Origin of the sequence: Hyphomonas sp., from assembly GCF_040882205.1 — a bacterium.
In the GTDB taxonomy this organism is placed as follows: domain Bacteria; phylum Pseudomonadota; class Alphaproteobacteria; order Caulobacterales; family Hyphomonadaceae; genus Hyphomonas.
Window position 1 is genome coordinate 1 of sequence record NZ_JBBEBT010000226.1, and the last position, 19637, is coordinate 19637.

The following is a 19637-nucleotide window of genomic DNA, read 5'->3' on the forward strand; positions in this document are numbered from 1 at the left end:
CCCATCCCGCCAGGCTGACCGCGATCCGTCCACAAACCGGGCTCGGCGTGTGGACACTTTCTGGACGGGGTAACAGGCATGAAACATCTCATTCTGGCGGCCAGCGCCCTGGCGCTTCTTGCAGCCTGCGGCAGTGAAACCGGCACCGGTCCTGGCGGCGCGGACGGCGCTGCGCCAGCCTCTGGCGACGCGGTCGCGGCGGGCATCGCGGGCATGCCCGAGGGCCCGCTCCGGGTCGCCGACGAGAACCTCGTCGCCCTCTACAAGCAGCTGCACGAGACGCCTGAACTCTCCTTCAAGGAAGCGCAGACCTCCGCCCTCCTCGCCAGTGAGCTAAAAACACTTGGCTTTACGGTCACCGAAGGTGTCGGCGATGCCTGGGTGAAGGACAAGTCGATGAAGGACCACGGCGAAGTGCGCGCCGGTGTCGGCGGCTACGGCGTGGTCGGTGTGTTCGAGAACGGCCCCGGCCCGGTCATCCTGATCCGCACCGATACCGACGCCCTGCCAGTGCCCGAGAGTACCGGCCTCGCCTTCGCCTCCAAGGTCATGTCCGAAACCTGGACCGGCGTCGAAAGCAACGTCATGCACGCCTGCGCCCATGACATCCACATGACCGTCTGGGTCGGCACCGCCCGCCGCCTGATCGCCGAGAAGGACAAGTGGAAGGGCACGCTGGTGATGATTGCTCAGCCTGCGGAGGAAATAGGCCTCGGCGCGCAGGCCATGATTGCCGAAGGTCTGTACACGAAGTTTCCGAAGCCGGACTATAACATCGCGCTACACGTCTCCGCCGGCGCACCGGCCGGCACGATTGCCTATTCCTCCGGCTTTGCGCTGGCGAACGTCGACTCGGTGGATGTGAAGGTCAAAGGCGTCGGCGGTCACGGCGCCTATCCGCACACCACGGTCGACCCCGTACTTGTCGCAAGCCATATCGTCGTCGCGCTGCAAAGTCTTGTCTCGCGCAATACCAACCCGCTCGACTCCGCTGTCGTCACTGTCGGCTCCATCAAGGCCGGCGCCAAGCACAACATCATCGCCGATGAAGCCGAACTGCTGATCACCGTGCGCTCCTATGAGGACAAGACGCGCCAGATGCTGCTCGACGGCATCAAGCGCATCGCCGACGGCCAGGCCGCCGCCTTTGGCGCGCCCGCGCCGGAAATCACCGTGGAGAGCGACTTCACGCCCGCCACCTATAACGACCCGGACCTGACCACCCGTGCCATGGCCGCCATCAGCGCCGAGCTCGGCGCCGGCAACGTGCGCGCAGTTGCGCCCGTGATGGGCGGCGAGGATTTCGGCCAGTTTGCCCGCACAGAAGAGAAAATTCCCGGCGTCATCTTTTGGCTTGGGGCCGTGGAACCGGACAAATACGCGGCCTCGCAAACCGACGGCATGCCGCTCCCGTCCCTCCACTCACCTCTATTCGCCCCCGACTACGACCCCGCCATCGCCACCGGCGTGGACGCGATGACGAGCGCGGTGATCGATCTGTTCAAGAACTAGGCGCCGGAACCTTCCCGTTCATCCTGACCCGGACGAGCGGGAAGCAGCCGTCACCAGGTGATCCGGATCGCCGGCATGTTCGCAGGCATAGGGATACTCCGCGCACCCGCGGCGCCCGTGAACCGGGCATCCTTCGTAATGAAGACCGCGGGGCGTTCCTGCAACGTGGCGCGGACGATGGCATGGCCGAGGCAGGCGTGCTGGCCCATGCCGAATATCAGCGGCCGGGCGCCATCACGTACGGGATCGAAACGCGCCGGCTCCGGAAACGTTACCGGATCATGATTGCCCGCCGCCCAGACCATGAACAGCGCCGTCCCGGCTTCGATTTGGAGATCGCCCAACCTGACCGGCCCGGTCGTCATCCGCTTATTCATCGGCGCCGGACTGGCCATTCTCAGGCATTCGTTCGCGCAATGAAGGGTTGCCGCGAGCTGATCCCGGTGCGCGCCCCGCTCATCGCAGGGCATCGAAACCGGGGTTTCTGCATGCAGCGTTTCCGGACGGACTGATGCATAGGGGGCGTCCTTGTACTCCCATTTTTAAGCCGATGCCCTGCCCCGGGCAATGATTTGCTTACCCCCGCCCAATCAAGGCCGAAAGGCGGCGCGACCTTGCCTGATGCGGCCTTCTGCGCTAAATCCCCTTTTGCTCAGAGTGCGCAAAACTAATCTTGCGGTCATGAATGAGCCTTGATTTGCGCGAGTGATCCGCGCCGGGGCTTGAATTTCACCGCGTCAGGTCTAACTTATACTCAAGTCGAGCATAACAGCTCGATCCTGGAGGATACCATGGCGCGTCTGATCGATTCCGGCCCGGGCTGCCCGACCCCTATCCCGCTGCGCGGCGCGTCTGGCGCCGCCACGCGCGGCCTCGTCTATGATGACGCCGTGAAAGCGGAGACCGACGCGCTCTATCCCCTCGTCGCTGACTTCGTCACGCCGATGGAATGGCCGGCGATCGCGCCCCTCGTCGCCGGTATCAACCGCCTGAAGAAGACGAAGAATGCCGTCATCCTAGCCCACAATTACATGACACCGGACATCTTCAGCCTCGTCGGAGATTTCCGCGGCGACTCCCTGCAGCTCGCCCGCGAAGCCTCCGCCACGGACGCCGCCATCAACGTGCAGGCCGGCGTCCACTTCATGGCGGAGACCTCCAAGATCCTCGCTCCGGAAAAAACCGTGCTGATCCCGGACACCCGCGCCGGCTGCTCGCTCGCCGCCTCGATCACCGGCGCCGATGTACGCCTCATCAAGCTGAAATTCCCGGACTATCCCATCGTCACCTATGTGAACTGCACCGCCGACGTGAAGGCCGAGTGCCACATCACCTGCACCAGCTCCAACGCCGCGCAGGTCGTCGAACACGTCGCGAAAGAATGGAACACCGACACGGTCATCCTCGTACCTGACCAGTACCTTGCAAAGAACGTCGCCGCCCAGACTGGCATTCGCATCCTCACCTGGCCGGGCGCCTGCGAAGTGCACGAGCTGTTTTCCGGTGAGGACGTGAAACAGCTGCGCGAGGCGCATCCCGGCGTCATCATCCTCGCGCACCCTGAGTGCCCGCCAGACGTGCTGCAGGAAGCCGACTTCGCAGGCTCCACTTCAGCCCTCTCGAACTATGTGGCCGAGAACCAGCCGAGCAAGGTCGTGCTGCTCACCGAATGTTCGATGAGCGACAATGTCGCTGCCGAGAACCCGGCCGTGAACTTCATCCGCCCATGCAACCTCTGCCCGCACATGAAGCGCATCACGCTGGAAAACATCTATGACTGCCTGGTCACAGGTCAGCATGAAGTGACGATCCCGGAAGATGTCCGCGTGCGGGCGAAAGCAGCGCTGGACGCTATGCTCGCCCTGCCGAAAATGGCCCGCCCGCTGGCCTTCCGCACCGGTCAGGTGCCGCTCGAGCTCGAGATGGTGATCTGACAAACGTATGATTGAGACGGCTTGCCAAGCGCGGGCCGAAGCAGTGAAGTCAACCTGACCCTAGTCGAGGAGGCGTCCATGTCGAACTACCTGAGGCCGGTTCTCGGCCTGATGATGCTTGCGCTTGTCGCCGGTCTTCCGGCCTCCGCCGTCAAGGGCAAGGGTGACAAGGACAAGTCCGATGTGCTCGGCAGCTGGAGCTTCCAGACCAAACCCTACCGCGAAGGCCAGTGCGTGATGACCGGAACGATGAACCTCTCTCCGCATCCGGACGAAGGCCTGTATACCTGCGAACTGACCGCCGTGGAGATGTGCTCGATGTGGGGCCGCTCCGTTGTGCGCCAGTCCTGTGAGGCGCGCCGCTTCGGCGATCAGGTTTCTATCCGCTCGACCATCGAGGAGATGCTCGAGACCAAGATGCCGGAGATGTATTACGTGCCGGACAATTTCACCCTGACGATCCAGAGCCATGAGCGTATGTTCGGCGCGCTCGTCTCGGCCGTCACCGCGCCGGTCGAGTTCCGCCGCGCGAATGACGGGATTTCCTGACACGGACATGTTCGAGGGCACAGCTCACCGGGTGCACGCCGAAGCCGGCGCGAGCGTCGATGTGCTCATCGTGGGCGCTGGTCTCGCGGGGCTTTTCCTCGCGCTGAAGCTGGCGCCGCGCCACTGCCTCGTCGTCTCGCCCTCGCCGCTGGGCCAGGCGGCATCCTCCGCCTGGGCACAGGGCGGCCTCGCCGCCGCGCTCGATCCGCTCGACAGTCCGGCCCAGCATGCCGCTGACACGGTCGCCGCCGGCGCGGGCCTCGTTGACCCCGCTATCGCCCGACTGATCGCAGAGGACGGCCCCGCCCGCGTGCGCGATCTACTCGCCCTCGGCGTCCCGTTCGATCGCACCCCGGACGGCGCCCTCGCGCTCTCACTGGAGGCCGCCCACTCGCGGCCGCGCGTCGCGCGCGTCTCGGGCGACCTTGCCGGCAAGGCGATCATGGACGCGCTCGTCGCCGCCGTGGAGGCGACGCCCAGCATCGAACTTATCGAAGGCGCCCGCGCCGTCTCGCTGCTGCAGGACGCGAATGGCCGCGTCGCCGGCGTAGTGCTGCGCGACGTATCGGGCCGCCTCACGCCGCGCACGGCGCGCGCCACCGCTCTCTGCACCGGCGGCTCCGGCGGCCTCTTCAAGGTCACCACCAATCCGCGCGAAGCCCAGGGCGACGCCATTGCTATGGCCTATGAGGCCGGCGCCCTGCTCGCGGATCTCGAATTCGTGCAGTTCCACCCGACCGGCATCGATATCGGCCGCGATCCGGCCCCGCTCGCCACCGAAGCGCTGCGCGGCGAAGGGGCAACCCTGCACAATACCGACGGGCGCGCCTTCATGGCCGACTATCATCCGCTGGCGGAGCTTGCGCCTCGCGATGAGGTCGCGCGCGCCATCCATGCCGAGCGCATGGCCGGACGCGGCGCCTTCCTCGATTGCCGCAAGGCTGTAGGCGATCATTTCCCGGACCATTTCCCGACGGTCTTCGGCGCCTGCATGAGCGCAAACATCGATCCGCGCCGCGACCGGATCCCGGTCGCTCCCGCCGCACACTACCATATGGGCGGCATCGTCTCCGACCTCTGGGGCCGCTCGACACTGGCGGGTCTGTCGGTATGCGGAGAATGTTCCTCCACCGGCGCGCATGGCGCCAACCGCCTTGCATCCAATTCCCTGCTGGAAGCGGTCGTTTTTGCCGAGCGCATCTCGCGCCGCCTGATGTCCGCCACGCTGGATGCACCCGCCGCCAGCGAAGCCTCCATTCCTTCGGCCCTGACAGAGCCCCGCCTCCTGCAGCTGCGCGAAGCGATGTCCGCACATTGCGGCGTGGTGCGCAACGCATCCGGCCTTACGAAACTGCTCGACCTCTGCCACCAGCTTGAGCCTGAAGCCCCGGGCGCCCCGGCGCTCACCGCCGCCCGCCTGATCGCCGAAGGCGCCCTCGCCCGCGCCGAAAGCCGGGGCGGCCATTTCCGCCGCGACTATCCAAACATGGACAAGCCGCAGCGCCAGTTCACCGCCCATCCCATCCGCGAACGCGTGACCCCATGACGCTTGAAATACCGCCGCTGCCGGGGATCATACTCGACCCCATCGTCCGCCTTGCGCTCGCCGAAGACCTCGGCCGCGCCGGCGACCTGACGAGCGATGCTACCATCCCCGCCGGCACGCAGATGCGCGCCGTGATCGCCGCGCGCAAGCCCGGCGTACTCGCGGGTCTCGATGTCGCCGCGCATACCCTGCGCCTCATCGATCCGGACGTGCGCCTCACAGTGAAAAGGCATGACGGCGCCACGCTCACTCCCGGCGATGTGATCGCAGAGCTGGACGGCGCCGCGCGATCCATCCTGATCGCCGAGCGAACGATGCTGAACTTCCTCGGCCGACTCTCCGGCGTCGCGAGCCTGACACGCCAGTATGTCGACGCCGTCGCGCACACGAAAGCCCGGGTTGTCTGCACACGGAAGACTACACCTGGTCACCGCGCCCTTGAGAAACGCGCCGTGCGCTGCGGAGGTGGCACGTCTCACCGCTACGGCCTCGATGATGCCATCCTGATCAAGGACAACCACATCGCCGCCTGCAACGGCTCCATAGCGGACGCACTCACCCGCGCCAAGGCCTATGCCGGCCACCTGCGTATGATCGAGATCGAGGTCGATAATCTCGCCCAGCTCGAGGAAGCCCTGAAGCATGGCCCGCATGCCGTCCTCCTCGACAATATGAGCCTCGCCATGCTTCGCGACGCAGTCAACCTCACCGCGGGCCGCGTACCGCTCGAAGCCTCGGGCGGCGTGACGCTGTCTTCCCTTGCGGCAATCGCTGAGACGGGCGTGGACTTCATTTCGTCCGGCGCGCTGACCCATTCTGCACCGAACCTTGACCTCGGGCTGGATGTCGTCTGACAGTCAGCCCAGCGCGCCAATCCGGCGCAAGGGGAACTGGAGACGTCAGCCATGACTACCGCCAACGGCCGCAAGAGCATCTTCATCACCGGCGCCGCCTCCGGCATCGGCGCAGAAACCGCGCGTTACTTCTCGAAACAGGGCTGGTTCTGCGGCCTCTATGACGTCAACGAGACCGGCCTGAAAGGCGTCGCTGCCGAGCTTGGCGCCGGCAACTCCCACGCCGCAAAACTGGATGTCACGAAGCGCGCCGACTGGGCCGCTGCGATGGAAGGCTTCAGCGTCGCCACCGGCGGCAAGATGGACGTCCTCTTCAACAATGCCGGCATCGGCCGCCACGGCTGGTTCGAGGATGTTCCGCCCGAAGAGGCAGACCTCGTCATCGACATCAACGTCAAGGGCGTCATCAACGGCGTCTATGCATCACTGCCGCTGCTGAAGGCGACGCCGGGCGCGCGCATCGTCAACACCGCCTCAACTGCCGGCATCGTCGGCGCGCCGCAGCTCGCCGTCTACTCCGCGTCCAAATGGGCCGTACGCGGACTATCCGAAGCGCTCGACGCCGAGTTTCGCGATCTCGGCATCCGGGTCACCAGCCTGATGCCCTGGTTCGTCGACACGCCGATCCTCGACATGGGCGCGAAGGAAGGTTCCAACGAGAAGATGTCGGACCAGATGAAGGCCAGTGGCGCCACGATCTATCCCGTCTCGATGGCCGCCGAGAAAGCCTGGGAAGCAGCACACGGCAACGATATCCAGTACATGGTTGGCGGTGAGGCCGAGCGCGCCCGCTTCATGACGCGCTGGCTGCCCGGCCTCGTGCGCAAACAGATCAAGGCCCGCGTGCCGCCGCGCACCTGAGCACCGCGCCTCACCAGAACCGAAAAGGCCGCCGGTGCATCACCGGCGGCCTTTGAAACTTCAGGCAGAAATTGCCGTGTGCAGATCAGTATGCACCGTCCACCGAAGCTGAGGAGGCCGCGCCGATCTGGCGGGCGGTATACTCATCGATTGCGGGCGCTTCAGCTTTCGGCTCTGTTGCCGGCACCGTCTGAATGCTCATCAGGCGCGGCGTGCCGGAGGAAATCGTGCGGGTCGAGGTCGAAATAGCCGCCGGGGCCGTAGTCGGCGTGATGGCATAGTAGCCATCGTCGCCTGCCGAGGAGCCTTCTGCGAACAGCAGGCTTTCATCGACCGCGTCTGCGCCCACCGTGCCGGCATCGAGCGCAGCCAGCTGCATCGCGACGGACTGTTTGCGGGCCTGGAAGTTGCGCTCCACACTCGCCCACTCAGCGCCGCGCGGGAAGCGATAGAAGATGTGCAGGCCGACCTTGTTGGTCTGGATCAGGCCGGAGTTCCAGATCGGGTCGACATAGGTAGCGTGATAGTGCGTCGCGCCCCCGGTACGTTCCTCGTTGAGGTTCATCAGGACGTGGGCTGCGATACGTTTCGCGCGGTCCCAGTTCTCGCCCTTCGGCTTGGTCTTCATGGCGCCGTCACAGGTGAACGTGAACTGGCATCCGGTGGTGCGCGTCGCGCCCTGGAATACCACGCCGCAGGCGGTGTCCGGATAACGGTGGTCCTGCATCCGGTTGGCAATGACTTCAGCCACGGCCAGCTGGCCTTCCAGCGGCTCGCGGGCAGATTCGTAGTATACACCCTGCGCCATACACATCAGTTCGGAATCGATGGTCTCCGCCCGCTGAACATCTTCGGCGCGGAACGAGGCGAGCGTCGCCAGCGCAGAGCCATCGCGGTCGCGCATCGCATAGCGGCTCATCGAGGAATCGGGATCACGCTTCAGCGTGTATTCGACCGTGCGCAGCCAGGGCGTGTCGAGAAGGGCCGGCGTATGCGCATCGGTGCGCACGGCAAGGCCGGCATCCTGAAACATCGCGAAGCGCTCGGCCTCAGCGCGGTATTCGGCTTCGGCACGCAGGCTCACCTGCTGGTTCGATATAACGGGAAGCGACACGCTGGCGGTGACTGCACAAACGGCAATCATCCCTCCACGGATGAACACTTCACGTTGTTCCTGATCCGTCATACCGAGCCACCAACGTTTGAGCTTTTCACGCAGCCCATTCAGGGTGACCATACTGGTCTGGCTTAGTTGAAGAAACCTTAACATCACCGATCCTCTTTAGCCCGGCCGGCGGTATGGTTCCGCCTTGTAGACCCGGGCTTCCAGGTTTGAACGCATTTACGAGGACCGCACACGCCCCACCACGCCCCGCAGGGTCACGGGGGATTTGGCCCACCCGTCGCTATCTAGCAATAAATCAGCCAACCTTCTGAGTGACAAAGTCGAAAGGGTCGCCTGCGGGCGGAAGAAACAGGTTCATGCAACTTCAAGGAAATTGCTGTTAAGCAATTGAAATCGCTTTGTTTTCAGGCCAATCAGTGCGCAACCCCAGCGAATCAGGGCCGAGCGCAGTGTTGCTGAAAAACAACATCCAAGCGCGCCCGGTTTTGACAGGTTCTGGCTACTTTGCGCTGTCTTTGAGTGCGGCCTGTGCCGCTGCAAGACGGGCGATTGGCACCCGGTAAGGCGAGCAGGAGACATAATCTAGACCCGCACGGTGGCAGAATTCGACAGAAGCCGGATCACCCCCATGCTCCCCGCAAATTCCCAGTTTGATCCCGGGACGGGTCCGCCGGCCGCGCTCGGCCGCCATCTTCACCAATTCGCCCACACCTTCCTGGTCGAGCGTCACGAAGGGGTCCTTCTCGTAGATGCCTTTCTCCGAATAGACCTGCAGGAAGCGGCCCGCATCGTCGCGGCTGATGCCCAGCGTCGTCTGTGTCAGGTCATTGGTGCCGAACGAGAAGAACGCCGCCGACCGCGCAATCTCGCCCGCCTGCAGCGCCGCGCGCGGCAGCTCGATCATTGTTCCAACGGTATAGTCGACCGTCATGCCGGTTTCCTTAAACACGGTCTGCGCGGTCTCGTCGACCAGCGCCTTGAGGATCGCCAGCTAGCGCTGCGTCGCCACCAGCGGGATCATCACTTCCGGCACAGGCTTCAGCTTACCTTCCCTGGCAACATTCACCGCCGCCTCGAAGATGGCGCGCGCCTGCATCTCGTAGATCTCGGGATAGGTGATGCCGAGGCGGCAGCCCCGGTGGCCCAGCATCGGATTGCTCTCGTGCAGGTCATGCGCACGGCGGCGCAGCTCATCAGACTTTATGCCGGAAGCTTTCGCAACGTTCTCGATATCCTCGTCCGTATGCGGCAGGAATTCGTGCAGCGGCGGGTCCAGCAGGCGGATGGTCGCCGGGCGTTCACCCAGGATGCGGAAGATTTCCTCAAAGTCCGACCGCTGCATCGGCAGCAATTTCGCCAGCGCCTCCCGGCGGCCCTTCTCGTCATTGGAGAGGATCATCGAGCGCACCGCCGGGATGCGCTCTTCCTCGAAGAACATGTGCTCCGTGCGGCAGAGGCCAATGCCTTCAGCGCCGAACTCGACCGCCGTGCGCGTGTCGAGCGGCGTCTCCGCATTGGCGCGCACCTTCAGGCGGCGCACCTTGTCGGCCCAGCCCATCAGCTCGCCGAAATCGCCCGACAGATCTGGCTTGATCAGCGCAATCGCGCCCGCCATCACGCGGCCCGTGCCGCCATCGATGGTGACAACATCGCCTTTCCTGAACGTGCGCCCGCGCACGCTGAACTCGCCGCGCGCCATGTCGATCTTGAGGTCGCTCGCCCCGCACACGCAGGGCCGGCCCATGCCACGCGCGACCACGGCCGCGTGGCTCGTCATCCCGCCGCGCGCCGTCACGATGGCCCGCGCTGCGTGCATGCCCTTGATATCGTCCGGGCTCGTCTCAACCCGCACCAGGATCACGTCCTCGCCTTTTGCGGCGAGCAGGAAGGCCTCATCGGAATCGAACACAACCTTGCCGACCGCCGCGCCGGGGCTGGCGGGCAGGCCCTTCACGATCACATCGTAGGGCTTGCCGCCTGCTTTCTTATTCTCGTCATCGCTCGGAATGCGCGGATGCAGCAGCTGGTCGAGCTGCGACGGGTCGAGCCGCAGCAGCGCCTCCTTCTCGGAGATCAGCCCTTCGAGCACCATGTCCACCGCGATCTTCACCGCCGCCGCCGCCGTGCGTTTCCCATTGCGGGTCTGCAGCATATAGAGCCGGCCGGCTTCGACCGTGAACTCGATGTCCTGCATATCCTTGTAATGATGTTCCAGTTTCGCCGCGACTTCGCGCAGCTGCTTGTAGACTTCCGGCATCGCGTCCTCGAGCGGCTTGTCGCCCGAGCCTAGCGTTGCAGCGCGTTCGCGCGAGATCGGCGCCGGCGTGCGGATGCCTGCCACCACGTCTTCACCCTGCGCGTTGATCAGGTATTCGCCGTAGAAGATCGCCTGCCCGTTCGACGGGTCGCGCGTGAATGCCACGCCCGTAGCCGAGGTCTCGCCGAGATTGCCGAATACCATGGCCTGTACGTTGACCGCCGTACCCCAGTCTTCCGGAATGTCGTTGAGCTTGCGGTAGATGATGGCGCGGTCGCTCATCCAGCTGTTGAACACGGCTGAGATGGCGCCCCAGAGCTGCTCGCGCGGGTCCTCCGGGAACGGACGGCCCAGTTCCTTCTGGACCGCCGCCTTGTAGCGCAAGATCACTTCCTTCCAGTTGTCCGCCGAAAGGTCGGTATCGAGATCAAGACCCGAGCGGTCCTTGTAGTCGTCCAGGATATGCTCGAACTCGTCATGGCCGAGACCCAGCACGACGTTCGAATACATCTGGATGAAGCGGCGATAGCTGTCATAGGCAAACCGGTCACCGGCGAGCTTCGCCAGCCCTTCGGCCACAGCCTCGTTGAGGCCGAGGTTCAGCACCGTATCCATCATCCCCGGCATCGAGGCCCGCGCGCCCGAGCGCACGGAAACGAGCAGCGGGTTGGCCGGATCGCCAAAGCCCTTGCCGGACTGACGCTCGAGGCTTTCCAGCGCGGCATTCACTTCCGCTTCGAGGCCGGCCGGATAGGCCCGCCCGGTCTGGTAATACGCGACGCAAACGGCCGTGGAGATGGTGAAACCCGGAGGCACCGGCAGGCCCAGCTTCGCCATTTCGGCGAGGTTGGCACCCTTGCCGCCCAGCAGGTTCTTCATCGAGGCATCGCCGTCCGCGGTGCCGCCTCCGAAGGCATAGACCCAGGTTTGCTCTGCGCCCTTGCGTGCCGCTTCAGCCATGCCAAATCGCCTTCCGTATAAGCTTCGTGTACCGGTGAATTCTATCCGCCCGGCCGGTTTGCAAGTCCTATGCTGCATCGCACATGCGATGAGAAGGGCGCGTTTCGTCTGGCGGGCGAGTGACAACGTTGTTAACTCGCTTCCGAGGCGCAGTGTTGCGCGGGCGCCGCTGATCCTCGTTCCGAAGCGGAACAGCCTGCCCTAACCCTCGATTCGCGAGAATTCCGCCACCTTGTGCAGCGCATCCCGGACCGCCACCAGCAGCGCGAGCCGGTTCGCCCGCACAGCGGCGTCCGGTTCGTTTACCATCACGCCCTCGAAAAAGGCATCGACCGGCGCGCGCAGCCCCGCCAGCACTTTCATCGCCCCGGCAAAGTCCTCCTTCGCCAGCGGCGCCTCCAGCGCAGCTTCAGCCCCGGTTACCGCCGCCCAGAGCGCCTGCTCGACCACTGGCCCCTTGGCGATCAGCTTGGCATCCACGCAAAGATGCTCAGGCAACGCGCCCTTCTTCTCCTCTGCCTTCAGGATATTCGCCGCCCGCCGATACCCTGCCAGCAGCGTCGCGCCGTCCTCGGTCTCCAGAAACGCCCCCAGCGCTTCGACCCGCTTCACAATGAGCACGAGATCATCCTCGCCCAGCGCAAACACGGCATCGATCAGATCATGCCGCTTGCCCTGATCGCGCAGCACCTGCTTAAGGCGGTCCGCGAAGAAAGTGAGGAGGTCGTGAGCGAGAGGCCAAGCACGCTCCGCGTCAACAGATGTTCCGCCCGCCGCTTCGAACAGGTCAACAAATCCATACTCGATTGCGGCTTGTTGCGGCGCATGCGGAAGCGCCGAAACAATCGAAGGCGGCAAACGACTGAATGCGCCTGCAACAGCCGCCAACAAGCCCAGACGGCTGCCACGCTCAAGAATAATCCGCACCACACCCAGCGCCGCGCGCCGCAGCGCAAACGGGTCCTTCGATCCGGTAGGCTTCTCGTCAATCGCCCAGAAGCCCACCAGCGTGTCGAGCTTATCCGCCAGCGCGGCGGCCACCGCTACCGGCTCAGACGGCACGGCATCGCTCGGCCCCTGCGGCTTATAGTGATCGCGGATCGCATCGGCCACGCGCGCATCTTCGCCCGCGCTGAGCGCATAATACCGCCCCATCACGCCCTGCAGTTCCGGGAACTCGCCGACCATCTCAGACACAAGGTCCGCCTTCGCCAGCCGCGCCGCGCGCTCCGCCAGATCCGGGTCCGCGCCAACCTTCGGCGCCAATTCCCGCGCCAATGCTGCAACGCGCTGCACCTTGTCGCCCAGCGAGCCCAGCTCTTGCTTGAACGCGATGGTCTTCAGTTTCTCGCCCATCACCTCCAGCGGCGTCGCCTTGTCTTTCTCCCAGAAGAAGCGGGCGTCCGACAGGCGCGCCGACAGCACGCGCGCATTGCCCTCGGCAATCTTCGCCCCGCCATCGGTCGCGGCAATGTTCGCCACCACGATGAAGTTCGGCGCCAATCCCTCAGCCCCCCTGCGTTTCACCGCAAAATACTTCTGGTGCGTGCGCATCGAAAGGCGGATCACTTCCGGCGGCAGGTCCAGGAACGACGGCTCCATCTGCCCCAGCACGACCACCGGCCATTCTGCGAGCCCTGTCACCTCTTCCAGCAACCCCTCATCCGGCACCAGTTCGAGCCCGGACGCGCTGCACACATCTTCGATGCCTGCCAGGATGCGCGCGCGCCGGTCCGCCCGCGACAGGATCACATGGCCCTTGCCTTCCAGCTGCTTTTTATAGTCTGCCCAGGATTTGACCGTATACGGACCACGCCCGTGCACGCGGTGGCCCTCGGTCCCATTCCCGCTGTCAATGCCGCCCACTTCGAACGCCACCACCGCCCCATCCAGCACGCAGACAATCGCCTGCAAGGGTCGCACCCAGCGCAGGTCGCCGTCCGCCGTCCGCATTGATTTCGGCCAGTTGAACCCGCGCACGATGGCCGGCACGGCCTCGGCAATCACATCCACCGCGTCGCGTCCCGGCACGGAAATATAGGCGACATACGCGTCGCCCTTCTTCGGATCGGACACAATGCTCGCCTGTTCGATCGAGGTCAGCCCCGCCCCGCGCAGGAAGCCCGCAATCGCCTGCTCCGGCGCGCCGACTTTCGGGCCCTTTTTCTCTTCACGCACATCTGCCGAGCGCGCGTCCAGCCCCTCGATCACCGCCGTCAGCCGCCGCGGCCCGGACACTGCAAACGCGTTCCTCCAGGCAAGGCCGGCCTCCCTCAACCGCGCGGTCAGCGCAGCAAGGAGATCAGCCTCCGCCTTCGCCTGCATCCGCGCAGGAATTTCCTCGGAAAAAAGTTCAAGCAGGAGTTCATCCATGGGCGTTTCAGTCACCGCAATACAAGACGCCCCGGCTTACAGCCGCCCGCGCACGCGTCAAGGACGCCCTTCGTCTGCGTGTCTGTCCTCCCCTGCGAAGCGGGGGAGGACAGGAAGAAATGGCTTCAAACCCCGCCAGTCCACGTCACCGCCGTCAGCGGCCCCTGCTCCGGCAGGATCACCTGCGCCGTGCCCTCATAGTCGCGCGACTGAAAGCGCTCGCCCGTCTCGGTCACCTGCATCTCGAGGAGCAGGCTGCGCCCGGGATTCTCGCAGAGCCAGACCTGCAGCGCCCGGTCGTCCGCCACCGACACCTGCGTCAGCGCCGCTTCCTCGCCCTCGGGATCAACATACGCGGGCGCCGCAACCCCTGCAATCTTGGTTACGAACACCCGCTCGCCGCGCCGGCCGTCATCGCCGATAGTGTAGAAGCTGCAGTAGATTTCCTCGGTGGCCGGCGTGAACGATGTCAGCGTCCAGGGACCGGTCTCGACGGGGATCTCCGGCGTGCCGGACGCGGCATAGGCGTCCGTCTCCACGGACAGGTCCACCGGCACGGGCGCAGAAGCACGCTCGTCCTGCGTCTGGCTGCAGGCCGCAAGTCCAGCCGCGACAACCAGCGCGGCAAAGGCAGGTATCAGTTTCATCGGAGGGGCTCGTTTGCATAGTACAACGCCCCTTCCGCGAAACTGGTTCAACGCGGGCAGATGTTTATCGCCGCAAAGCCTCAGCGGCGCCGGTCGATCCGGTCTTCCCGGCCGTCCCAGCGGCTCTCCGCACGGTCCAGCCCGTCCTCGGCCAAATCGCGTGGCCCATGGTCATACGCTTCGTCGCGGCGGCTCTCGCGCCGGTCGACCCTGTTCTCGAACCGGTCGAGCCGGTCTTCAGCGAGGTCAGCAAGGCTGCCCTGCGCAATGTCGCCGCGCACTTCGGCGCCCGTCAGGCGATGGTCGATTTGTCCGAGGACGGGCCGGGCCGGCCAGCGCCGCCGGGGCGGAGAAAGCTGCAATCACGCCCGCTGCGATCAGGGGTTTCAACATGGTGGTCCTCTTTGCTTGCATGACCCGTCCATCCGGATCATGCGCCTTCAACGAGGTCGCACGCGCACTTGCGTCGCGCCTCGGCCGAAAAATCTTCGCTCAATGCACTGTTTTATATATGAATAAACGTTCAGCTCTGGTCAGAGCTGGTTATGGCTTCCGTCACACAGCGGGCTCTTGCCGGTGCGTTTACAGGCGCAGAAGAACACCTTGCCCGATTTCGGGCATTCCCAGCCCTGCGGAACGAACTCGCTGCCCTTATGGCTGCCATCACAGAAGGGCTGGTTCTTCGACTGGCCGCAGGCGCACCACCAGTACATTTTACCTTCTTCGACCTCGACCGGGATCGGCTGCTTGCCGGCGATATGTGGTTCACTCATCGGACTTACTCCCATCGGCTTTCTTCAATTGTCCAATATACACGAAAGCGAGCGCCAGCAGGCACACTATCAGAAGCACGCTGTACTCCATCCTGCTGCGCCCGGGGCGGACGACAAACCAGCCATTCGGCAGGTGCACCATCCCCAGCGCCGGGGTGCCCACATGCCCGAGGCAGAGCCCGCTCACCCACCGCCGCAGGATGATCAGCCCCGGCGCCGCCAGTTCGCAGACCGTTACCCTCCCCGAGGCCCAGACAATCCCCGCCGGAAACCCCTACGTCTCCAGCCCCCCCGACGGCGCCACCCCGCCCGCCGCCGCCCGCGGCGCTTCATGGATGAAGATAAGAAGCGCCGCCGCAACCTCGATGGCAGTCAGAGCGCGGGCGGAGCGGGTGCCAGTTGGCGCACTCACGCGCTTGCTCCCAGTTCGACCTTTCAAGCCACGTCTGCCTCTCGGGAGACGTGTTCAAGGCAAGCTCAAGCCTTCGCTGCGTCGCTCTCCGCCCACTGCGCCGCAGCCCCGCGCGCAAGGTCGCGCACGCGCGCAATATATGCCTGCCGCTCGGTCGGCGAGATCGCGCCGCGTGCGTCGATCAGGTTGAACGTGTGCGACGCCTTCAGCGCATAGTCATACGCTGGCAGAGGCTTGCCCGCCGCGCGCAGCGCGTTCGACTGGCTCTCGCAATCGGCAAACCAGCGCTTCAGCATCTCGACATCCGAATGCTCGAAATTGAATGCGCTCTGCTGGCGCTCGTTCTCGAGGAACACATCGCCATAGGTCAGCGGAACCTCCGAGGACGGATCATTGAACGGCAGGTCATACACCCGGTCAACGCCGAACACATACATCGCGAGGCGCTCGAGGCCGTAAGTCAGCTCGCCTGAAACCGGCGCCACATCCAGTCCGCCGACTTGCTGAAAGTACGTGTACTGAGAAACCTCCATCCCGTCGCACCAGACTTCCCAGCCGAGCCCCCAGGCGCCCACGGTCGGGTTCTCCCAGTCATCCTCCACGAAGCGGATATCGTGCACGGCGGGATCAATCCCGATCCGATAAAGGCTCTCGAGGTAAAGGTCCTGCAGGTTTGCCGGGTTCGGCTTCAGGATCACCTGGAACTGATAGTAATGCCCGAGCCGGTTGGGGTTCTCGCCATAGCGGCCATCCTTGGGCCGGCGCGAGGGCTGTACATAGGCCGCCCGCCAGGGCTTCGTCCCCAGTGCCCGCAGCACGGTCGCCGGATGCAGCGTCCCGGCGCCCACTTCCATGTCATACGGCTGCAGGATTGCGCAGCCCTGAGCAGCCCAATAGGCCTGCAGCGTCAGGATCAGGTCCTGGAAGGAATTCGGTTTGGCATGGGCTTTGGGCGCAGGCATGGACGGCTCGCAGGTGAGGGAAACCCGGCCTAGCGCCAAGCCTTCGCCCGCGCAACCGGTCTCACTTCGGCTTGCCGCGTCCATTGTAATCCTGCTGGCCAAACCAGCCGATCCAGGAAATCGCGATCCCCGCGATCAGGCTTCCGATGAACAGCAGTGTAAACATGTGCCGCGCCTTTCTTTGCCCCCCACAGGTATGAGTTTGCCCCCCCCACCCCCGATTGCAAGCAAAATCGGCCGCCCTACCAGCCGATTGCCGAACCCTCGACAATCGCCTGCGCCGCAGCCGTCCGCGCGCTGCCATCGGCCTCGTGCGTTATCAGCGGCGCCAGCAGCGTCAACGGCCCCCGCTTCAGCCCCTTGCGCGCCCGCACCAGCACCCGCCGCGCCGGCTCGTCCACTTTCGAGGCAATCGGCAGAACGACAATCTCCCCCGCCTGCCGGTCGAGCTGCGCGAGCAAACGCGCCAGCTCCGCAGCCCGGTGGATCATTACGACCGGCGCGCGCGGCTTCGCCGCAAACAGCATCGCCTTGACCCAGCCTTCCAGCGAAAGGCTCTCGATATACGCCCCCGCCTTGCCTTCGCCCGGCGCCGAGATCTTGCCCGGCTCAAAATAGGGCGGATTGGCAAACACCAGGTCGAACCGGTTCTCATGCCCCTGCACGAAGACCGAGGCCTCCGCCGTCTCGATGCTCACCCGCCCGCCAAAGCCGTTCAGTGCCGCGCCCTCACGCGCCAGCGCCGCCATCGCGGCCTCCTGCTCAACGCCTTTGAAACGCACCCCCGGCAACCGGAACGCCGCCGGCAACAGCGCGCCGCCCGACCCGCAGCCCAGCTCCAGCGCCTCGACCTGGCCCAGCTCCGGCAGCGCAGCCGCCAGCGCCAGCGAGTCAAACCCCGCCCGGAACCCCGCCTCCGGCTGCACCAGCGTCACGCGGCCCTGATACACGGTATCCTGCGTGGAGGACGTCATCCGGGCTCAACCCCCGCCAGCGCAAGGCGCGCCCGCGCCAGCTGACCCTCGTTCACCAGCACACGGCGCGGAAAGATGCCGATATTGCCTTCGATGGCCGAGATATGCCGGTCGAGCACGACACATTCCACGCCCGCTTCGGCGAGCAGATGCTCGATATAGGACAGCTTGACCGGATCGTTGGTCCGGAAGACCTCTTCCATCAGCCCGAATTAACCCGCAGGTTCAGGTCCACCGAGCGCGCATCATAGGCTTCGGCTTTCTCCGGCTTGGGGTTCTTGCCGGTGACAATTTCCAGCGTATGGGTTGTCTTGCCCGGGCCGCCCCCACCGCCCAGCGCAATTGCGATCCCGGCACCCACCCCGACGCTGGACGAGCGCCCGTAACTGCCGGAGCCCCCTCCGATGCTGAGCGAAGTGCCGCCGCCGCGTTTTTCTTCGGTATCGGCCGCCTCATTGGTGATCTCGAACCAGTCCTTGCCCTCGGTCAGGGTGATCTCGGACGCCCGGAGCAGCGCCATGTTGCGGGCCCGGATGGGGTCGTTGTCGGTATAGGACACCATGTGCCGCCCCTGCTCGATCTGTTGTGAGAAGTAGCCAAATCCGCTATCGGGCCTGGCAGGGCCATAAACCGGCGTCGTGGCGCAAGCAGCCATCACGGCGAGGGCGGGGATCAGGAAAATGTGCTTCATGCTCCTCATTTAGCCCGAATCCTCAGGGCGTGTCAGCTATTCCCGGCGAAACCACTTTGATGGACAACTTGTCATCCGCCCGTTAGGTGAGCCGGTCGCGGACAATATCTGCGGCCCGGTGCCACGTCGCCTTGGCGAAGGGCTCACGTAGAATTAATAAATAAGTCAGAGCCAGTCCCTGGAGTTCCCGTCTTGACCCTTGCCCCCAAACCGAAAAGCAAGGCGGCCCTGTCTTCGGTGGTGGACCGGATGCAGGACCTGGTCGCGTATGACCTGGCCCAGGTCGAACACCTCCTCGCTACCCGCGCCGCCAGCCCCATCTCGATCATCCCTGACCTCTCCGGCTATATCGTCTCGGCCGGCGGCAAGCGCCTGCGCCCTCTCATTACGCTGATCGCGGCCAATGCCGTCGGCAAGGCGAACCCCGCCACCCACGCGCTCGCGGCGGCCGTCGAGTTCATCCACACCGCCACGCTTCTGCATGACGATGTCGTCGACGAGAGCGAACTGCGCCGGGGCAAGCCCGCCGCCAAGACGATCTGGGGCAATAAGGCCTCCATCCTCGTCGGCGACTTCCTCTTCGCCCGCGCGTTCAACCTGCTGGTCGAAACCAACAGCCTCACCATCCTCAACCGCCTCGCCACCGCCTCCACGGTGATCGCCGAGGGCGAAGTGCGCCAACTCGCCGCCATGGCAACGCGCGACCTTCCCACCGAAGAATACCTCGCCATCGTCGAGGCCAAGACCGGCGCCCTGTTCGAAGCCGCTGCCGAAACCGGCGCCATGTCGGGCGGCGGCGAGGCCCATGCTCCCGCCCTCTCCACCTATGGCAAGAACCTCGGTCTCGCTTTCCAGATCATCGACGACGTGCTCGACTATGGCGGCACGACATCCGTCATCGGCAAATCGGTCGGCGACGATTTCCGCGAAGGCAAGATCACCCTGCCGGTGATCATCGCGCGCCGGCGGGGCTCGGACGAAGGCCGCGCCTTCTGGGACCGCGCCCTGAATCCCGACACCCAGGAAGATTCGGACCTCGCCCACGCGGTCCACCTCATCCGCGCCACCGGCGCCTCCGAAGCGACCGTCCAGGAAGCCGAAGCCTACGCCGCCCTCGCCAAGGGCGCCCTGCGCACGCTTCCCCCCTCCCCTTATCGCGACGCCCTGGAAGACCTCGCCGACTTCTGCGTCAGCCGGGCCTATTAG

At 64.9% G+C, this 19637-nt stretch carries 18 protein-coding genes and 1 pseudogene; 7 read left to right on the forward strand and 12 right to left on the reverse strand.

Annotated features, from left to right (window positions below; all coding sequences use genetic code 11):
* Nucleotides 1-78: 78 nt before the first annotated feature.
* On the forward strand, nucleotides 79-1512 hold the full coding sequence (locus tag WEA77_RS09420) for a M20 family metallopeptidase (RefSeq protein WP_368067620.1): 1434 nt from the start codon (nucleotides 79-81) through the stop codon (nucleotides 1510-1512).
* Between the two features lie 50 nt (nucleotides 1513-1562).
* Here WEA77_RS09420 and WEA77_RS09425 read toward each other — a convergent pair whose 3' ends face one another.
* Nucleotides 1563-1982 (reverse strand): cytochrome P450, encoded by a 420-nt coding sequence (locus WEA77_RS09425; RefSeq protein WP_368067621.1) that lies wholly within the window; start codon nucleotides 1980-1982, stop codon nucleotides 1563-1565.
* 321 nt (nucleotides 1983-2303) lie between these two features.
* On the opposite strand from WEA77_RS09425, the gene nadA reads away from it, so the two are divergent.
* The 5 genes from nadA (at nucleotide 2304) to WEA77_RS09450 (ending at nucleotide 7256) form a co-directional block, all read left to right on the forward strand.
* Entirely contained in the window at nucleotides 2304-3446 is a 1143-nt protein-coding gene (nadA, locus tag WEA77_RS09430; protein WP_368067622.1) for a quinolinate synthase NadA, read from the forward strand.
* A 78-nt stretch (nucleotides 3447-3524) separates the two neighbouring features.
* Nucleotides 3525-3995 (forward strand): hypothetical protein, encoded by a 471-nt coding sequence (locus WEA77_RS09435; protein WP_368067623.1) that lies wholly within the window; start codon nucleotides 3525-3527, stop codon nucleotides 3993-3995.
* Between the two features lie 7 nt (nucleotides 3996-4002).
* A complete protein-coding gene (locus tag WEA77_RS09440; protein ID WP_368067637.1) occupies nucleotides 4003-5541 on the forward strand; it encodes an L-aspartate oxidase in 1539 nt (512 codons plus the stop codon).
* Entirely contained in the window at nucleotides 5538-6395 is an 858-nt protein-coding gene (gene nadC, locus WEA77_RS09445) for a carboxylating nicotinate-nucleotide diphosphorylase (RefSeq protein WP_368067624.1), read from the forward strand. Before WEA77_RS09440 ends, nadC begins: the two co-directional genes overlap by 4 nt.
* A 51-nt stretch (nucleotides 6396-6446) precedes the next feature.
* Nucleotides 6447-7256, forward strand: a complete 810-nt coding sequence (locus tag WEA77_RS09450) for an SDR family oxidoreductase (protein WP_368067625.1) — start codon at nucleotides 6447-6449, stop codon at nucleotides 7254-7256.
* An 85-nt stretch (nucleotides 7257-7341) separates the two neighbouring features.
* Here WEA77_RS09450 and WEA77_RS09455 read toward each other — a convergent pair whose 3' ends face one another.
* The 11 genes and pseudogenes from WEA77_RS09455 to WEA77_RS09505 all read right to left on the reverse strand — a co-directional run bounded on the left by WEA77_RS09455 (nucleotide 7342) and on the right by WEA77_RS09505 (nucleotide 18431).
* Entirely contained in the window at nucleotides 7342-8493 is a 1152-nt protein-coding gene (locus WEA77_RS09455) for a cell wall hydrolase (protein WP_368067626.1), read from the reverse strand.
* 388 nt (nucleotides 8494-8881) lie between these two features.
* Nucleotides 8882-11599: pseudogene (ppdK, locus tag WEA77_RS09460) on the reverse strand (pyruvate, phosphate dikinase).
* A 201-nt stretch (nucleotides 11600-11800) separates the two neighbouring features.
* Nucleotides 11801-13972, reverse strand: a complete 2172-nt coding sequence (gene glyS / locus WEA77_RS09465) for a glycine--tRNA ligase subunit beta (protein ID WP_368067627.1) — start codon at nucleotides 13970-13972, stop codon at nucleotides 11801-11803.
* A 125-nt stretch (nucleotides 13973-14097) separates the two neighbouring features.
* Nucleotides 14098-14619, reverse strand: coding sequence for a hypothetical protein (locus WEA77_RS09470; RefSeq protein ID WP_368067628.1), 522 nt, complete (start codon nucleotides 14617-14619; stop codon nucleotides 14098-14100).
* 80 nt (nucleotides 14620-14699) lie between these two features.
* Nucleotides 14700-14981: a hypothetical protein gene (locus WEA77_RS09475; RefSeq protein WP_368067629.1), complete on the reverse strand. Its 282-nt coding sequence runs from the start codon at nucleotides 14979-14981 to the stop codon at nucleotides 14700-14702.
* A 171-nt stretch (nucleotides 14982-15152) separates the two neighbouring features.
* Nucleotides 15153-15392 (reverse strand): CDGSH iron-sulfur domain-containing protein, encoded by a 240-nt coding sequence (locus WEA77_RS09480; RefSeq protein ID WP_368067630.1) that lies wholly within the window; start codon nucleotides 15390-15392, stop codon nucleotides 15153-15155.
* Between the two features lie 274 nt (nucleotides 15393-15666).
* Nucleotides 15667-15804 carry a hypothetical protein gene (locus tag WEA77_RS09485; protein WP_368067631.1) on the reverse strand — a complete coding sequence of 46 codons (138 nt, stop codon included), beginning with the start codon at nucleotides 15802-15804 and terminating at the stop codon, nucleotides 15667-15669.
* Nucleotides 15805-15869: 65 nt separating this feature from the next.
* Nucleotides 15870-16766: a glycine--tRNA ligase subunit alpha gene (locus WEA77_RS09490; protein WP_368067632.1), complete on the reverse strand. Its 897-nt coding sequence runs from the start codon at nucleotides 16764-16766 to the stop codon at nucleotides 15870-15872.
* A 242-nt stretch (nucleotides 16767-17008) separates the two neighbouring features.
* Nucleotides 17009-17740: a tRNA1(Val) (adenine(37)-N6)-methyltransferase gene (locus tag WEA77_RS09495; RefSeq protein WP_368067633.1), complete on the reverse strand. Its 732-nt coding sequence runs from the start codon at nucleotides 17738-17740 to the stop codon at nucleotides 17009-17011.
* Nucleotides 17737-17943 carry a DUF2007 domain-containing protein gene (locus WEA77_RS09500; protein WP_368067634.1) on the reverse strand — a complete coding sequence of 69 codons (207 nt, stop codon included), beginning with the start codon at nucleotides 17941-17943 and terminating at the stop codon, nucleotides 17737-17739. The genes WEA77_RS09495 and WEA77_RS09500 overlap by 4 nt, the downstream gene beginning before the upstream one ends.
* On the reverse strand, nucleotides 17943-18431 hold the full coding sequence (locus tag WEA77_RS09505; RefSeq protein ID WP_368067635.1) for a hypothetical protein: 489 nt from the start codon (nucleotides 18429-18431) through the stop codon (nucleotides 17943-17945). The genes WEA77_RS09500 and WEA77_RS09505 overlap by 1 nt, the downstream gene beginning before the upstream one ends.
* Before the next feature lie 192 nt (nucleotides 18432-18623).
* On the opposite strand from WEA77_RS09505, the gene WEA77_RS09510 reads away from it, so the two are divergent.
* A complete protein-coding gene (locus WEA77_RS09510) occupies nucleotides 18624-19637 on the forward strand; it encodes a polyprenyl synthetase family protein (RefSeq protein ID WP_368067636.1) in 1014 nt (337 codons plus the stop codon).

Coding starts and splice junctions, on each gene's coding strand:
- WEA77_RS09420 (WP_368067620.1), top strand. CDS start 79: ATGAAACATCTCATTCTGGCGGCCAGCGCCCTGGCGCTTCTTGCAGCC.
- WEA77_RS09425 (WP_368067621.1), bottom strand. CDS start 1,982: ATGCCCTGCGATGAGCGGGGCGCGCACCGGGATCAGCTCGCGGCAACC.
- nadA (WP_368067622.1), top strand. CDS start 2,304: ATGGCGCGTCTGATCGATTCCGGCCCGGGCTGCCCGACCCCTATCCCG.
- WEA77_RS09435 (WP_368067623.1), top strand. CDS start 3,525: ATGTCGAACTACCTGAGGCCGGTTCTCGGCCTGATGATGCTTGCGCTT.
- WEA77_RS09440 (WP_368067637.1), top strand. CDS start 4,003: ATGTTCGAGGGCACAGCTCACCGGGTGCACGCCGAAGCCGGCGCGAGC.
- nadC (WP_368067624.1), top strand. CDS start 5,538: ATGACGCTTGAAATACCGCCGCTGCCGGGGATCATACTCGACCCCATC.
- WEA77_RS09450 (WP_368067625.1), top strand. CDS start 6,447: ATGACTACCGCCAACGGCCGCAAGAGCATCTTCATCACCGGCGCCGCC.
- WEA77_RS09455 (WP_368067626.1), bottom strand. CDS start 8,493: ATGGTCACCCTGAATGGGCTGCGTGAAAAGCTCAAACGTTGGTGGCTC.
- glyS (WP_368067627.1), bottom strand. CDS start 13,972: ATGGATGAACTCCTGCTTGAACTTTTTTCCGAGGAAATTCCTGCGCGG.
- WEA77_RS09470 (WP_368067628.1), bottom strand. CDS start 14,619: ATGAAACTGATACCTGCCTTTGCCGCGCTGGTTGTCGCGGCTGGACTT.
- WEA77_RS09480 (WP_368067630.1), bottom strand. CDS start 15,392: ATGAGTGAACCACATATCGCCGGCAAGCAGCCGATCCCGGTCGAGGTC.
- WEA77_RS09490 (WP_368067632.1), bottom strand. CDS start 16,766: ATGCCTGCGCCCAAAGCCCATGCCAAACCGAATTCCTTCCAGGACCTG.
- WEA77_RS09495 (WP_368067633.1), bottom strand. CDS start 17,740: ATGACGTCCTCCACGCAGGATACCGTGTATCAGGGCCGCGTGACGCTG.
- WEA77_RS09500 (WP_368067634.1), bottom strand. CDS start 17,943: ATGGAAGAGGTCTTCCGGACCAACGATCCGGTCAAGCTGTCCTATATC.
- WEA77_RS09505 (WP_368067635.1), bottom strand. CDS start 18,431: ATGAAGCACATTTTCCTGATCCCCGCCCTCGCCGTGATGGCTGCTTGC.